Origin of the sequence: Dactylosporangium sp. NPDC005572 (assembly GCF_040605515.1) — a bacterium.
Lineage (GTDB): Bacteria > Actinomycetota > Actinomycetes > Mycobacteriales > Micromonosporaceae > Dactylosporangium.
In genome coordinates this window covers 1-14,182 of record NZ_JBEXCY010000017.1, presented here as the reverse complement: position 1 = coordinate 14,182, position 14,182 = coordinate 1, and the positions used below count along the sequence as shown (strand labels likewise).

Below are 14,182 nucleotides of genomic sequence, written 5' to 3'. Positions count from 1 at the left end.
AGCTTGGAGCTCGGGCGGCCGGAGCGAAGCGGAGGGCGAACGAGCGGTCCGGAGCGAAGCGGAGGGGCCGCTCATCAGAGGCACAGCTCGGCGCTCGGGCGGCCGGAGCGAAGCGGAGGACGAACGAGCAGATGGTGCCGGGCCAGCCGGGTCCTGGTCGCCGCGACCGGCGCCTGGCTGGTCTTCGTGGGCCTGCAGTGGCTGCTCACCGGGCGCTGGTGGCTGTGGCTGCTGCCCGACCTGATGCCGCCGCTGATGTTCCTGGTCGTGCCGGTCCTGCTGGTCGCCGCCCTGCCGGCCGCGCGCCTGCTGGGGCGGCCGGTGCCGGCCAACGCCACTTGGCTGGTCCTGGCGGGGACCATCACGGCCGGTGTGCTCGGCTGGCCGTACAACGGCCTCCATGTCCGTGGTGGAGTGTCCGGCGCCGGCCCGGGGCTGCAGGTGTTCGCGTGGAACACCGAGTACTGGGGCCAGAGCGTGGAGCGGGACCGGTTCTACGCGTTCCTGCAGGCCCAGCGCGCCGACGTCTACCTGCTGCAGGAGTACCTGCACTGGGACGAGACGGCCGGGCTGGACGGCGCCCGGCCGGTGGACGACGAGGCGGCGCTGCGGGCGGCGTTCCCCGGCTACTCGATCGCGAGCCGCGGTGAGCTGCTGACGCTCAGCCGGTTCCCGATCGTGGCCCGGCCGCCGGTCGGCCCGGACCGCGACCTGGCCGGCGTCGCCGCCGACTTCGGCCAGGTGTTCGTCGCGGCCAAAGTGCTGCGCAGCGATCTCGACGTCGGCGGGCACATCATCTCCACCTACAACGTGCACCTGCCGGTCCAGATCGACCTCGCGGTGAGCCGGCGGTTCTTCAGCCTGATCCAGGAGCGCGACGGACTCCGGCGCCGCCAGCTCGCCGGGCTGCAGTCCGACCTCGCCGCCAACAACCGTCCCGCGATCATCGCCGGGGACTTCAACACCAGCCCGGCGATGGGCGACCTCGATGCGCTGCGCGCGACCCTGCACGACGCCAACACCGCACTGTACCCGGGGTCGTGGCCGGCCGGCCTGCCGTTGTGGCGGGTCGACTGGACCTTCACCACGGCCGGGCTGGTCGCCGACGACTACCAGCTGGTGGCCACGGACGGGCTCTCCGACCATCGGGCGCAACGGGTGCGGATCGTCCTGAAAGGACAGTCTCGATGAACGTCTCGGTGGTCATCCCCAACTACAACTACGGCAAGACCCTGGACGCGTGTCTGCGCTCAGTCCAGCAGCAGACCCTCCAGCCGATCGAGGTGATCGTGGTCGACGACTGCAGCACCGACGACTCGGTCCGGATCGCGGAAGCGGCCGGGGCGACGGTGGTGCGGCACGCGGTCAACCGGGGCGTGTCGGCCGCCCGCAACACCGGGGTGGCGGCCAGCCGTGGCGACGTCGTCTTCTTCGTGGACTCCGACGTCGCCCTGGCCCCGGAGGCGATCGAGCAGGCCGTGCGGATCCTGGCCGCGGAGCCGGACTGCGGCTGCGTCTTCGGCGTGTACGGGCCGGAGCCGCTCATGGACGACGGCCCGGTGGAGCGCCACCGGGTGCTGCACCTGCACTTCGCGCTGACCCGGCAGGTCGGGCGGACCGAGACCGCGGTGTTCGCGCTGGCCGCGATGCCGCGCCGGGTCTTCGACGAGATCGGCGGGTTCGACGAGCGGTTGCGCAGCGCGGAGGACGACGAGTACAGCGAACGGCTCCGCACCTGCTACCAGATCCGGCTCACCGACACGATGGTCGGCTACCACGACGAGGTGGACCGGCTGCCGGATGCGCTGCGCGAGCAGTACCGGCGGGCACAGCTCATGCCCTTCTCGGCCCGCAACCGGATGCGCCGCGGCGGGCTGGCCGTCAACCGCACCGCCGGCGTGGCCGTCGTGGCACTCATGCTGGCGACGTTGCCACTGGGCCTGCTCGACCCGGCCCTCCTGGCCGTGCCCGGCGTGCTGCTGGCCGCCTTCGCGGTGGCCGACCCGCCGCTGGCCCGATTCGTGGTCCGCCGCAAGGGTCTCGCCTACCTGGCCTACTTCACCGGCGTCAACCTGCTCCTGCATCTCGCGTTGCTGGCCGGCTGCGCCCGCGGCCTGCTGCGCGTCCTCACCGACCCAACCTTCGGCCCGAGCCGCCGCTTCACGATCGGTGCGACATCATGAACACTCCCCTGGTTTCCGTGATCATCCCGAACTACAACTACGGCGCCACGATCGGCCTGTGCGTCGAGGCCGCGCAACGGCAGACCTACCAGCCGCTGGAGATCCTGGTCGTCGACGACTGCAGTACGGACGACTCGGTCGCGGTCGCGCGGTCCCTCGGCGCGCGGGTCGTGTCCACCGGCGTCAACGGCGGGGTCGCGGTCGCCCGCAACCTCGGTGCGGCCGAGGCGTCGGGCGCGATCCTGGTCTTCGTCGACTCGGACGTGGCCATGCACCCGGACGCGGTGGCCAACGCGGTCGCCGCGCTGCAGGCCGACCCCGCCGTCGGCGTGGTCGCCGGCACCTACGAGCCGGAACCGCTCATCGTCAACGGTGTGGTCGAGCGGTACCGCAACTTCCACCAGTACTACTGGCTGGAGGCGGCGGCCGGCGAACTGCACGACTTCGTGCCGACGGCCATCATGGCCATCCCCGCGATCGTGTACGCCGAGCTGGGCGGATTCCTGCCGCACCTGCGCGAGACCGAGGGCGCCGACTTCGGCCGGCGGCTCGGTGCGCGGCACCGGATGCTGCTCATGACGACGGTGCGCGGCAAGCACGACAACGACCCGACCCTGCGGGTGGTGCTGCGCAAGGTCTTCCACCGCACCCGGCTGCACATCCCGTTCTTCCTCGACCGCAGCCGGGTCGCGCAGGTGGCGACCAGCCAGCAGTCCGGCGGCTGCCTCGCCGCGGCGCTCGCCCTGGCCGCCGCACCGGCGCCCGTGTTGCTCGGCCCGATCGGTGCGCTGATCCCGCTGGCGTTCCTCACCGCCTGGTGCTTCGGCGAGCGCCGGTTCTTCCGCGCTGCCCTGCGCCATCGGGGACCAGGCTTCGCCACCGCCGTGGTGGCGCTGCACTACCTGGTGAACCTCACCACCGCGGCCGGGATCGCCGTCGGCCTCACGCAGTGGGCCGGCTCCGCGCGTTTCCGCCGCCTGTACACCGGGTTCGCGGCATGACCCCGACCGTCACCTCGACGCCCACCTCGACGCCCACCGTGGTCGACCGGCCGGTGCGGGCCCGCATCGCCCGCGCCGGACGGCGTGTCATCGTGGCGGCCGGCGTCGCCTGGCTGGTCTTTGCCGGGCTCAACGTGGTGTTGAGCGGTCGCTGGTGGCTGTGGCTCGTGCCGGGTCTCCTGCCACCGCTGGTGTTCGCCGTGGTGCCGGCCCTGGTCACCGCCGGCACCGCCCTGCTGCGGCTGGGCCGCCGGCCGCTGGTGATCGCGCTGGCCGGCCTTGCGGTCGGCGGGGCACAGGCAGGCTTCAACCCGGCGGCGCTGCTGCCGCCGTCGGGGGACGTGGCCGGCACGCACTTCAAGGTCGTGGCGTGGAACACGGAGGTGTGGGACGAGTGGGACGACCCGGCGGGGTTCCTCGCCTTCCTGCGCGCCCAGGACGCCGACGTATACCTGCTGCAGGAGTACGCGGAGAACGGCCTGCACCCCGCCGACTTCCCCGGCTACAGCGCGATCGAGCGCGGCGAGCTGCTGACGCTCACCCGGCTGCCGGTGCGGCGGGTCGTCGCGCTGCCCGCCGAACCGGCCCCCGGCAGCAGCTGGCGACAGGTGTACGAGCAGGTCAAATCGCTGCGCGTGGACGTGACGGCGGGCGGCGAAACCCTGTCGGTCTACAACGTGCACATGCCGATCCAGTTGGACCTGGTGAGCCCGCTGTCGGCGGACTTCTACCGGCAGTTGCGCCTCCGCGACGCGGCGCGGCACCGGCAGTACACCTCCCTGGAGAACGACGTGCGCGACAACCGCAACCCGGTCCTCGTCGCCGGGGACTTCAACACCAGCCCGGTGATGGGCGACCTCCGGTGGCTGGCCGACTCGCTGCACGACGCGGCGAGCGGCTCCCGATCCCTGTACCCGGCGTCGTGGCGCTCATACTGGCCGGTCCAGCTGTGGCGCCTCGACTGGGCGTTCACGTCCGACGCGGTGACGGTGCAGCGGTACGAGTTCGTCGACCCGCGCCGTATGTCGGACCACAGCCTGCAGCGGATCGAGCTGACCGTGCGGAGGGCACCATGAGACGGCGGGTCTTCGCGGTGCTGCGCATCCTCGCATACGGGCTGGTCGTCGTGTTCCTCGGCAGCCAGCTGTGGTTGGCGCGGCACGGCCTGGTCGACAGCGTCCGAACGGTCGGGTTGGGTAACGCGCTGCTCGCGGCGGTCCTCGCGAGTGTCGGCGGCCTGCCCGGCATGTTCGGCTGGCGGATCCTGCTGGCCGGACTGGGCACCCGGCTGCCGACCCGCGAGGCACTGCGGGTGTACTTCGTGGGCGGGCTCGCCCGCTACATCCCTGGCGGCATCTGGCCGGCCGTGGCGCACGCGAGCATGGCCACGTCGCTCGGGGAGCCTCCGGCCCGGCTGGCCGCCGCGTTCCTGGCCAGTCAGGGGCTCGCGGTGGTGGCCGGGTTGCTGGTCGGGCTGCTCGCCCTGCCCGCCCTGGTGGCGACGAGTCCACTGTGGTGGCTGCTGCTGCCGGTGCTGGCTGCCGCCGCGGTGCCCGTCCTGGCTCCGGGAACGCTCCAGGCGCCGTTGACCCTCGGCGCCCGTCTGCTGCGCCGCAGCGCCACGCTGGAGCTGCCCGGCCGCGCCGCGCTGGGCAAGGCCACCGCCCTGATGGCGCTGGGCTGGCTCATCAGCGGAACCCACGTGGCGGTCCTGGCCGTCGCGCTCGGCGCGGATCCGCTCACCACGCTCACCGTCGGCATCGGCGGCTTCGCACTCTCGGTGGTCGCCGGGGTGGTGGCGCTGGTGCTCCCGTCCGGCCTCGGCGTGCGCGAGCTGGTGCTCGGGCTCACCCTGGCCACCCTGCTCACCGGCCCGGCCCTGGTCACCGTGGTGGCGCTGAGCCGGATCCTCATCACCGTCGTCGACGCGGCTTCCACGTTGGTCGTCCTGGCCGCGCTGGGCGTGCTCCGCCCGACCCGGGTTCCCGCTCCGCTCACTCTCGAAAGGACTCCGTCGTGACCTCTCTCCCGATGTCTTCCGCGTCCCCTGATCGACCCGGTGTCCGCCGATGGGGGCGGCGGGTCCGGGCCGCCATCAGCACCTCGTCGGGCCAGGAGCTCCTCAGCGCGCTGCCGGTCCTGCGCGCGCCGGTGCGCTACCTCGACCGCCACCCGGTCCTGCACGGCACGGTCCTGTCCGCGTTCGGGCTGCGCCGCCCGCTGTTCGTCGACCACCTCGGCGATCCGCAGCCCCGCTACGGGTACGGGCGGCCGGTCCACCCGCAGCTCGCCGCCCGGTTCGCCGAGGGGCGGGACCGGTATCGCGAGCACCTGTCCGGCTTCCGCTCCCACCTGGACGCCTTCCGGGCGATCCCGCTGCAGGCCGAGCTGACCGACCCGATGCCGTACTGGCGCAACGGCTGGCTGCCGCCGCTCGACGCGTTGGCGCTCACCGGGTTCCTGGCGGGGACCAACCCGCGCCGATACCTGGAGATCGGCTCGGGCAACTCGACGAAGTTCGCCCGCCGAGCCATCGCCGACCATGACCTGCGAACCACGATCACCTCGATCGACCCGGCGCCGCGAGCCGAGATCGACGCGCTGTGCGACACCGTGATCCGCGAACCGTTGGAGCACACCGACCTCAGCCGGTTCGACGAGCTGGAGGCCGGCGACATCATCTTCTTCGACGGCTCGCACCGGGCGTTCATGGGCTCCGACGTCACGGTGTTCTTCTTCGAGGTGCTGCCCCGGCTGCGGCCGGGCGTGCTGGTACACATCCACGACATCCTGCTGCCGAGCGACTATCCGCCGGAGTGGCGCTGGCGGGCCTACTCCGAGCAGTACCTGCTGGCGGCGTTCCTGCTGGCCGACCGGGGGCGATACGTAGTGGAACTGCCCAACGCGTACATCGCCGACGACCCGGCGCTGGGTGGCCTCTTCGACGACCTGTGGGCGGACCTGGGCCTGAGCGACCGCCTGCATCCTTCCTCGTTCTGGCTCTCGGTGGAGCCCTGAAGTCGCGTCCTGCTCCCGCCCGGCGAGTCGCTGCGTCGGCGCCGCGGTGGTCCTTGACCCGGTTGTAGATTCGCTGCCCGAACGCCTCCTCCGGGCCGCCGGCGGCCCGGAGGAGCTCGTCGTCGATCAGCGCCAGGGAGCGGCACCACGTTCCTGGGCGGAAGCGGTCGAGGGCGTCGATCCGTTGACGCCAAGCGAGCGCCAATCGGATGCCTGTCACCGGACTTCACCGACCCCGCTCGCCGAACTCGGTGATCGGGTCCCTTTGGTCGTCCATCACACCAGCGTGGTGGCAGTGCGACGTCTCCTGACCGGCGGCACGGTCGCGCGTGGAGACGTGACCGGTGGTCGGCCAGGCGGTGATCCAGTCGATCAGGCTCGCATGGTCGAGACTGGGCAGGATCCAGTCACCGGGCAGGCCGGGCTGGGTCAGCGTCGGCACGCTGACGAGCCGTAACCCGGCGGCCACGGCGGCGCGCATGCCGGTCAGCGAATCCTCGAACGCCAGCCCACGCGCGGGTGCGATCCCGAGCCGGGTGCAGGCCTCCAGGTACAGGTCCGGCGCCGGCTTCGGGTGGCCGACTTCGTCGGCGGCGATGCTGACGGTGAACGTGTCGGCGAAGCTGCCCCGGCGCAGGGCGAGGTCGAGCAGCCGGCGTGAGGAGTTGCTCGCGACGGCGACCGGCACTCTGGCCGCGGTCAGGTCGACGACTGTACGCGCGCCGGGCATCGGCTGCGCCTGGTCCGCGATCACCTCGGCGACGAGCGCTTCGAGCTCCGCACCGATCGCCGCTGCCTGGCCGGGCTCGCCGAACGCCTCCTCCAGCACCGCCCCGGCGGCAGCAAGGGACTTTCCGATCAGCAGGCGTTTCTGTTCGACGCCGAACGGCAGACCGCGGCGGGCGAACAGTTCGGACTCCGCGACGCTCCAGCAGGGTTCGGTGTCGACGAGGAGTCCGTCGCAGTCGAACACCACCCCGTCCGGCATCCAGCCGTCGAACACCCCGCCGTCGAGCGGCGGACCGGTTCGGCGCGGCCGGGTCACGGGCGGCCGATCAGCAGGCGCAGCGAGCCGACGAACTCCGGTTGGGTGCGCAGGTGGCCGTATCGTTCGTCCCAGGCGCCGCTGTCGAGGTCGCGACGCAGGTGGTCGACGGCGCGGGCCTCGTCGGCGTCGTCGACGAAGGTCCACGCCGACTGCGACCGGCGGACCGCGGGGTCGAGGAACCGTTCGGGGCGGGCGTAGAACGCTTCGGTGAACCCGTCGACGCAGTCGATCGGCACCGGGACCGGCTGGATGCCGCAGGTGGCGCCGATGTGCGCGGCGATCAGGTCCAGCGCCGGGTACCGGCGGCGCTCGGCCGCGATGAGCTCCGGCGCGTACTCGGCGAGCCACAGCAGGTCGAGCGCGTCGCCGTCGAAGGTGAGCACGACGACCGGGCCCCTGGTAACCCGGCGCAGTTCGCGGAGCCCGGCAACGGTGTCCGACCACTGGTGCACGGTCACGGAGGCGAGAGCGGCGTCGAAGCTGTCGTCGTCGAACGGCAGCCGCTCCGCCGTCGCGTCCAGGGCCGGCACCCGCCCGGACGGGCGCTGGGCGCGCATCGCCGCGGACGGTTCGACGGCGACGACGTACCGGTCAGCGGGCTCGTAGGAGCCGGCTCCAGCGCCGACGTTGACGATCGTGCGGGCGTCGCCGAGCGCGGTGTGGACCTGCGCCTCGATGCGCGGGTCGGTGCGGCGCTGGCTGGCGTACCCGTGGCCGTGGTGTTCATAGTCGACGTCTCCGGCGAGCATGCGGTTCCTCCCGTGATGCAGTGGCGCGGGCTGGTCAGGGCTGCAGGCGTTGCGGGTTTGAGCCGGCGGTTTGCTGGTCGTAGCGCAGGCGGCGGTGCCGGCGGTCGACGCTGCCGTGCCAGAACTCCACGCCGGTCGGCGTGACGCGGTATCGGGCGCCGGCCATGAGCAGGTCCGCCGCGCGTCGGCGCAGCGCTGCCTCGTCGTGCAGCGGAGCGCTCTGCGGCTCGCGGACCCCCGGGGGGACGGTGTCGTCGAACTCCTGCAGGACCAGTGAGGTGTCGCCTGTCAGCGTCTCGATCGTCACGCCGAACCCCCGTCCGGATCATCGCCAGCCGCTCCGACCGTAACGATGGCGGTCTCATGGGCGCGACCCGCTTTGCCGTACGCTCCGTCACATCGGCGACGAGCGCTGAGGTCCGTGCGTTCTCCCCGTAGGAGCGGCCCCGAGGCACCGTCCGGCCGGGCGCGACGCCCGCGCGTCGCACCCGGCCGGCTACGGCAACGCCACGCTCACCTGGGTCGACTTGATCAACGCGACCGCAGGGGTACTTCAGTCAGGTCAAGGTCCTCGTCGGCGTCCTCGGTGATCGCGGCCGTGACCTGCGGCACTGCGCTGGCCGCGACCGCCACCTCGGTCGACTCACCAACACCACCACGGTCGTGCCTTCGGCAAGCGCCAGGTCCCGCGCCGACTCGGCGGTGACCTCCTGTCCGCCCGCCAACCGCATTTCGCCGTGCTCATCGCCTCACCGGACGCGACGCTCACCACGGTCGTTTGTTCCCAGCGCACCTGCGGGTGCTCGCTCAGCTGCCGCCCGGAGCCGCCGGGCCGGACCAGTGAGTCCAGGTCACCCCGTCGGCGTCGGCGACCCCAGTGAGAGTGCCCCCACCCGACCGGACCGCATCCTCGATCCGGTCGTGGTCGGCCGGAGCGGAGTGCGGTGCGGCCGGCAGCACGCAGATCCCGTCCCGGCGGCCACGTCAGTCCTGGCCCACCGTGTGCCCGGCGACGTCGGCGAGCGAACGCTGACCGAGATAGGAGTCGATCAACGCTTCGCGGTTGCCGAGGTCCTCGTTGGCGCCCTGCAGGACTGCCGCGCTCCCGTTCATGCCCCGACCCCAGAGGCATAATCTTCTGAGTTCCAGTCCACTCCGCGATCAAGAAAGGCCCACAATGGGTCCTTTTGATCCCTCTCCGATCGAGCGCCTGCCTGTGGTCGACTGTCCTGAACTTCGCCGACGCACAGCTCATCAAACACAACCATGCGGGATGCGATACGCCACCGACCACCAGCATCCGGCGTGAATTTGTCTAGATATCGACATTTCACGGTCGTCAACTGCTGCGCGCCAGAGGCTTCTTGTTTACGGCGCCTTAGATAGCACAGGCAGTAGGACTCGACCAATGCAACATCCGGATCGGGCAAGTCAACGAGGACGTTGGTGATGACATGGACCGAAGAGTCCAGTTGTGCGTGGCGAACTTTCATGTCCTCAATGAGCCCGTCGACCCCGCCCTGGTACGCGCCGTGGTGATCGAAGGCATTATCGTGGTAGCACGCACGCACCGAGTCCCAGTCACATCGATCGACCGCCCTCGCATACCGGTACAGGCAATCAGTCACGGCCATGGTCACATCGACCCGTGATTGCTCGAACTGGCCTTCCCGCGGCATTGGTCACCCACTTCCTGGATCTGGTCAAGGCTGTTCTGTGGTACTCCTCCCCGACCTTTTCGGCGCTTACGAATCGGCCGGGATTACCCGAACCGGGGTGCCCTGCAGCCATGACACGACGTCTTCCACCACGTGCGAGAAGAAGCGCTCGTACATCGGCACCGAGACATAGCCGATATGTGGCGTCAGCACAGTGTTCGGCGCGTCGCGCAGCGGGTGGTCTGCTGGCAACGGCTCAACGGAGAACACGTCCAGCGCCGCGCCGGCGATGACGGCGTCCGACAGGGTCTCGGCCAAGGCATTCTCGTCCACGATCGGCCCGCGCGAGGTGTTGACCAGGTAGCCCCGCGGGCCGAGCAGTTCCAGCTCGGGTCGACCGATCAGGTTCCTCGTACGTTCACTCAGCTTGAGGTGGACGGTAGCTACATCGGCGCGCTCGAACAACTCGCGCTTGCCGACGAGTTTCACGCCCACCGACTCGGCCCGCTCGTTGGTGAGATTCTGGCTCCAGGCGACGACGTCCATGTCGAAGGCCAGTGCGTAGCGGGCAATCCTCGAGCCGATATTGCCCAGCCCGATGATGCCGAGGGTCGAACCAGCCAGTTCAGGACCGATCGTGGTCTGCCACTGCCCTGCCCGCAGCGCGGCATCCTCCGCCGGAACCCTGCGGGTGACTGCCATGATGAGGGCCCAGGTCAGCTCGGCCGTGGTGTGCGGAACGCTGCCAGTTCCGCAGACCACGATCCCGCGGGCTTGTGCGGCCGCGACGTCGATCGCCGCGTTGAACGGACCGGTGGTGACCAGGAGGGCCAGATTGGGCAGCCGGTCGAGGATCGCCGACGGGAACGCCGTCCGCTCGCGCATCGCCACGACCACTTCAAACGGCTCCAGCCGGCGCACCAGGTCAGTCGGGTCGGCAATGTGGTCGTGGAAGAATGTGACGTCGGCCCGGCCGTCGAGGGGCGTCCAATCGGCACTCGACCGGGCGACGCACTGATAGTCGTCAAGGACGGCGATCCGAATCGGCATGGCACGGGCTCCCTCGATGAGGCTGGCTACGGGGTCAGGGACATCCTGCGACGAAGGTAGGCGCGAAGTTCCGCCTTGGCGACCTTGTCGCCCGAGCCGCGAGGCAGCTCGTCCACGAACTGCAACACATCATCATCTGGGACGGATGAGGATCGTGGAGCGGAGGATGTCCGCCCCACGGCCGACTATCGGTCTAGCAGGGCGGCTGGTAGGGCGCCCACGGCCCCTTCGGCTTGTTGTCCGCGCCGAACTCGATCAGCGACAGGCCACAGAGGCCATCCGCACCGAGGTGCTTGGTGGCGGAGTAGGACAGAGTGAAGCTCGCCTGGCCGAACGAGGCCGGATATCCCGAGATGCTCTGGATCGCTTCGTTCAGCTTCTTCGAGTCGTCCGCGCCGCCGGCCTTCTCGATCGCGAGCTTGACGATGTGCACGGTGTCCCAGGCTTGGGCGTCATAGGCGGTGACCTCGTAGTCGGCGCCGTTCTTGTCCTTCAGGAACTTGGTCAGTTCCTGGGTACGAGGGTTCTGGTTGTTGATGGAACCCATGAACACCAAACCGTTGAGGGCACCCGCGTTGGCCAGCTTCCAGGCCTCCGGCTGGTTGCCGATCGACGCGAGCGAGAACCGCGGCTTCGCGGCCAACTGGCTGGCGAGCGTGTTCTGCGCGAGCACCTCGAACGCGCCACCGAGGCTGGTCACCATCACCGCGTCGACGTTCGCGTCCTTGATTCGGGCCACCTGTGCGGACAGGTCGGACGCCGCGGTGGCGCCCTTCTCTGTCGCCGCGATCTGCACACAGGGCATCGCGTCGAACAGCGACTTGTTCACCGCCGCGATGGTCGACGAGTCATCGGTCAACACGCCGATCTTCTTGATGTTGGCCTTCTGGAACGCTCCGCAGTACACCTCGGCCCAGTCGCCGGTCGCGTTGGCGAGCATGTAGATGAACTCGTTGTTCGGCGCGTCGACCAGCGTCTGGGTCACGCTGGTGGGGGCGATGGCCGGGACGCCGAGCTGGGTGAGGGTCGGCTTGGCCTGCGCCGATGCCGCGCCACCCGTCTGCATCAGCACCAGCTTGGCGCCCTGACTGACCAACTTCTGCACGACGGCCGGCGACTTTGTCGGGTCACTCTCGTCGTTGCCCACCACAAGCTGGAGCGGACGGCCCAGCACGCCGCCCTTGTCGTTGATGTCCTGAATGGCCAGCCGGATCGTCTTGCCGGAGATGTTGCTGTATGAAGCGCCCGGACCGGTGCTGTCCTGGTCCAGGCCGATAATGATGGGATCACCGGTCGCCGTGCCGGTGCTCGGTGCGTCGGAGCCACTCTTGCTACAGCCCGCGAACGCCACCAGCGCGGCGACCAGCGCGCCGGCAAGCGCCACTGATCTCCTGGATGTGGCCACGTCTACCCCCTGCCTTACTGGGACAAAGTGAAAATGGGCTCAACTGTTACGTCGCTACCGCCACGTCGTGCGGGGTCTGACGAGGAGTTCTCGAAACCTAGCAAGCGCTTGGTTGCCCAATATCCCGTCGGGCGCCGTCCCGTGTCAAGGGTCGACAATGTCGAGCGGGTTACAGAACGATCAAGCCGGTCATCACGGCGACCCGGTGGGTCCCGAATACTCCCGTCGGCGGGTTGACCTGCTGGTTCGTGGCGACTTCAGCGAAGCCGCCCTCCGTCTGTTCGGGCTCAGTCAAGGAACGCGCGGACGCAGCCCGAAGGGGATAGCGCCTGCCGTCGCGCGGAAACCTCCGGACCGCGTACACCGACATGGATTCGCGCCTCCCCGTCCCCGCGTCACTGACGGTCGTGAGGCAAGCGGATTCAGGGATCGGCGCTCACCCCGCGACCTGAGGAAGACGCGACGAAGCCGGGTCATCCACGGACCACGATGTCGCCCGAAGTTGGCGCGAGGCCTACACGCCGAGACGATCGATCGCGGCCATGATGAGTGCTCGTGCGGGGCTACCAACCACGGCCATGCCCGATAGCTCGGCGAACACCCGCCCGTACAACTGCACCCCGCGCGGCTGCGTGATGGTGAGCGCCGCCGTGGGAGTCTCCAACGTCACCTCGTCGTCGTCGAACATCCAGATGCCGGGGCTCGACCACATGGTTCGCTCGATGTGCGCCGGCACAATCCCGAGGCTCACGCTCTCCCTGAGGCCAGCAGCCGTAAGGTATCCGAGCTGCGCCGCCATCATCTCGACGGACCCGATGCGCGATGACACGGCAGCCTCTTCAAGCACCACCGAGAACCGCCGCTCCTTGGACTGGAGAACCTTCTGCCGCATCATGCGAACGGCCACGGCCTCGGACACGTCGTCCGGCAGTCCTTTGAAGGCCGCAATCCTTCGCAGCCGGACGACTGCGGTGCTACCGCGGGTCGGGCCACTTCGGCCGGCATGCCCCGGCGACTAAACTCGGTTCGAGGGGGTGATCTCGATGCCCAGATTCCTTATCGAGGCGACCTACACGGCCGACGGACTCCACGGGCTGCTCAAGGAAGGGGGCAGCGGACGAGTCGAGGCGGTCGAGAAAATGGCCGAAAGTGTCGGCGGGCGAATGGAGTCGTTCGACTTCTCCTTCGGGGAGCCTGACGTGCATGTAATCTGCGACCTGCCCGACAGCAAGGCCGCCGCCGCCGTGACTCTCGCGATTGGCGTAGCTGGTGGGGCCACCGCCAAGACCATCGCACTGCTGACCCCGGCCGAGGTCGACGAAGCGGTCAAGCAGACCGTCGACTACCGCGCGCCTGGCGCCTGAGCCAGCTGCATCCGGGCTAGTCAGTTGCGAGAGCACGATCGTGGCCGGGACGCTCGGCAACCTCGGGAGTGTGCACCGCGGGCGGGAGCAGCAGGCTCACGCCCGCATGCCGCAGGTCGCTCGGGCGGGCCGCCAACGGCGATGTCACGTGATGGTTCCAGCGCCAGGGTGCGCGGTTCCTGCCGGACGCCGGACCCGGCAGTACCCCACGACTCCGTCGACCCCGGCGCGGCCGGTCACCTTAGGTAGTCGACGGTCGTACTTCCTCGCGACGATCGGCGGCTGAATGTGCGCTATCGGCGGCATGAGCGGTGCGCCGCGAGGCGCCCTGTTGTGTCCCCAGCACAGCTGGGAACAGCTCGGAAGGAGGTGACTCCCTTGACAGTTTCCCGCGCGGGACATAGCGTGCCGTCAAACTAGCAGGAAACTTAACAGTTTCGCTGGAGGATGCCGTGCACCGTTCCCCGCGCAACCTGCTGCTCGCCTCCGCCATGGCCATCGCGACCGCCGCCACCGGCGTCGCCTGGCTGCTGGCGGCTTCCCCGGCCAGCGCCGCGGTGAGCCTCTCCGACGTCGTACCCGCGCCGGTGTCGGCGCAGCCCGCGGCCGGCGTGACCTACACGCTGCCGTCGAACGCCGCGATCCAGACCACAGCCGGCGCAGCCGACGTCGGCAACTACCTCGCCGGCATCCTCCGCCCGTCGAC

General features: G+C 69.9%; 15 protein-coding genes and 1 pseudogene. 8 read left to right on the top strand and 8 right to left on the bottom strand.

What is annotated here, in order from left to right:
• The first annotated feature begins 186 nt into the window (after positions 1-186).
• Genes ABZS66_RS11805 through ABZS66_RS11780 form a run of 6 tightly spaced genes read left to right on the top strand, consistent with a single transcriptional unit; the run spans position 187 to position 6,202 of the window.
• The gene (locus ABZS66_RS11805; RefSeq protein ID WP_354757080.1) at positions 187-1,191 is read left to right on the top strand and encodes an endonuclease/exonuclease/phosphatase family protein; all 1,005 of its coding nucleotides are present in this window, start codon (positions 187-189) and stop codon (positions 1,189-1,191) included.
• A complete protein-coding gene (locus tag ABZS66_RS11800; RefSeq protein ID WP_354757079.1) occupies positions 1,188-2,183 on the top strand; it encodes a glycosyltransferase family 2 protein in 996 nt (331 codons plus the stop codon). Before ABZS66_RS11805 ends, ABZS66_RS11800 begins: the two co-directional genes overlap by 4 nt.
• Positions 2,180-3,184 carry a glycosyltransferase gene (locus tag ABZS66_RS11795; RefSeq protein WP_354757078.1) on the top strand — a complete coding sequence of 335 codons (1,005 nt, stop codon included), beginning with the start codon at positions 2,180-2,182 and terminating at the stop codon, positions 3,182-3,184. Before ABZS66_RS11800 ends, ABZS66_RS11795 begins: the two co-directional genes overlap by 4 nt.
• Positions 3,181-4,260 carry an endonuclease/exonuclease/phosphatase family protein gene (locus ABZS66_RS11790; protein ID WP_354757077.1) on the top strand — a complete coding sequence of 360 codons (1,080 nt, stop codon included), beginning with the start codon at positions 3,181-3,183 and terminating at the stop codon, positions 4,258-4,260. Before ABZS66_RS11795 ends, ABZS66_RS11790 begins: the two co-directional genes overlap by 4 nt.
• Complete coding sequence (locus tag ABZS66_RS11785; protein WP_354757076.1) at positions 4,257-5,204, top strand: hypothetical protein; 948 nt, start codon at positions 4,257-4,259, stop codon at positions 5,202-5,204. Before ABZS66_RS11790 ends, ABZS66_RS11785 begins: the two co-directional genes overlap by 4 nt.
• Complete coding sequence (locus tag ABZS66_RS11780; protein WP_354757075.1) at positions 5,201-6,202, top strand: class I SAM-dependent methyltransferase; 1,002 nt, start codon at positions 5,201-5,203, stop codon at positions 6,200-6,202. Before ABZS66_RS11785 ends, ABZS66_RS11780 begins: the two co-directional genes overlap by 4 nt.
• Positions 6,203-6,428: 226 nt before the next feature.
• On the opposite strand, the gene ABZS66_RS11775 is transcribed toward ABZS66_RS11780, so the two are convergent.
• From ABZS66_RS11775 to ABZS66_RS11740, 8 genes are all read right to left on the bottom strand, one after another.
• Positions 6,429-7,247 carry an HAD family phosphatase gene (locus tag ABZS66_RS11775; RefSeq protein ID WP_354757074.1) on the bottom strand — a complete coding sequence of 273 codons (819 nt, stop codon included), beginning with the start codon at positions 7,245-7,247 and terminating at the stop codon, positions 6,429-6,431.
• Complete coding sequence (locus tag ABZS66_RS11770) at positions 7,244-7,999, bottom strand: class I SAM-dependent methyltransferase (RefSeq protein WP_354757073.1); 756 nt, start codon at positions 7,997-7,999, stop codon at positions 7,244-7,246. Before ABZS66_RS11770 ends, ABZS66_RS11775 begins: the two co-directional genes overlap by 4 nt.
• Before the next feature lie 34 nt (positions 8,000-8,033).
• Positions 8,034-8,306, bottom strand: coding sequence for a pyridoxine 5'-phosphate oxidase C-terminal domain-containing protein (locus ABZS66_RS11765; RefSeq protein WP_354757072.1), 273 nt, complete (start codon positions 8,304-8,306; stop codon positions 8,034-8,036).
• A 677-nt stretch (positions 8,307-8,983) separates the two neighbouring features.
• Complete coding sequence (locus tag ABZS66_RS11760) at positions 8,984-9,112, bottom strand: hypothetical protein (RefSeq protein WP_354757071.1); 129 nt, start codon at positions 9,110-9,112, stop codon at positions 8,984-8,986.
• Positions 9,109-9,678 (bottom strand): nuclear transport factor 2 family protein, encoded by a 570-nt coding sequence (locus tag ABZS66_RS11755; protein WP_354757070.1) that lies wholly within the window; start codon positions 9,676-9,678, stop codon positions 9,109-9,111. Before ABZS66_RS11755 ends, ABZS66_RS11760 begins: the two co-directional genes overlap by 4 nt.
• 66 nt (positions 9,679-9,744) lie before the next feature.
• The gene (locus ABZS66_RS11750; RefSeq protein WP_354757069.1) at positions 9,745-10,707 is read right to left on the bottom strand and encodes a D-2-hydroxyacid dehydrogenase family protein; all 963 of its coding nucleotides are present in this window, start codon (positions 10,705-10,707) and stop codon (positions 9,745-9,747) included.
• Between the two features lie 193 nt (positions 10,708-10,900).
• The gene (locus ABZS66_RS11745; protein WP_354757068.1) at positions 10,901-12,091 is read right to left on the bottom strand and encodes an ABC transporter substrate-binding protein; all 1,191 of its coding nucleotides are present in this window, start codon (positions 12,089-12,091) and stop codon (positions 10,901-10,903) included.
• A gap of 535 nt (positions 12,092-12,626) precedes the next feature.
• Positions 12,627-13,031 carry a Scr1 family TA system antitoxin-like transcriptional regulator gene (locus ABZS66_RS11740; protein ID WP_354757067.1) on the bottom strand — a complete coding sequence of 135 codons (405 nt, stop codon included), beginning with the start codon at positions 13,029-13,031 and terminating at the stop codon, positions 12,627-12,629.
• Between the two features lie 124 nt (positions 13,032-13,155).
• On the opposite strand from ABZS66_RS11740, the gene ABZS66_RS11735 reads away from it, so the two are divergent.
• Positions 13,156-13,476, top strand: a complete 321-nt coding sequence (locus ABZS66_RS11735) for a GYD domain-containing protein (protein WP_354757066.1) — start codon at positions 13,156-13,158, stop codon at positions 13,474-13,476.
• A gap of 452 nt (positions 13,477-13,928) precedes the next feature.
• Positions 13,929-14,182 (top strand): annotated as a pseudogene (locus tag ABZS66_RS11730) (hypothetical protein); the annotation flags it as partial.

What these genes read in the sequence shown, in the direction of transcription:
- ABZS66_RS11800 (WP_354757079.1), top strand. Translation starts at nt 1,188, where the DNA reads ATGAACGTCTCGGTGGTCATCCCCAACTACAACTACGGCAAGACCCTG.
- ABZS66_RS11755 (WP_354757070.1), bottom strand. Translation starts at nt 9,678, where the DNA reads ATGCCGCGGGAAGGCCAGTTCGAGCAATCACGGGTCGATGTGACCATG.
- ABZS66_RS11735 (WP_354757066.1), top strand. Translation starts at nt 13,156, where the DNA reads ATGCCCAGATTCCTTATCGAGGCGACCTACACGGCCGACGGACTCCAC.
- ABZS66_RS11770 (WP_354757073.1), bottom strand. Translation starts at nt 7,999, where the DNA reads ATGCTCGCCGGAGACGTCGACTATGAACACCACGGCCACGGGTACGCC.
- ABZS66_RS11785 (WP_354757076.1), top strand. Translation starts at nt 4,257, where the DNA reads ATGAGACGGCGGGTCTTCGCGGTGCTGCGCATCCTCGCATACGGGCTG.
- ABZS66_RS11795 (WP_354757078.1), top strand. Translation starts at nt 2,180, where the DNA reads ATGAACACTCCCCTGGTTTCCGTGATCATCCCGAACTACAACTACGGC.
- ABZS66_RS11760 (WP_354757071.1), bottom strand. Translation starts at nt 9,112, where the DNA reads ATGAACGGGAGCGCGGCAGTCCTGCAGGGCGCCAACGAGGACCTCGGC.
- ABZS66_RS11750 (WP_354757069.1), bottom strand. Translation starts at nt 10,707, where the DNA reads ATGCCGATTCGGATCGCCGTCCTTGACGACTATCAGTGCGTCGCCCGG.
- ABZS66_RS11790 (WP_354757077.1), top strand. Translation starts at nt 3,181, where the DNA reads ATGACCCCGACCGTCACCTCGACGCCCACCTCGACGCCCACCGTGGTC.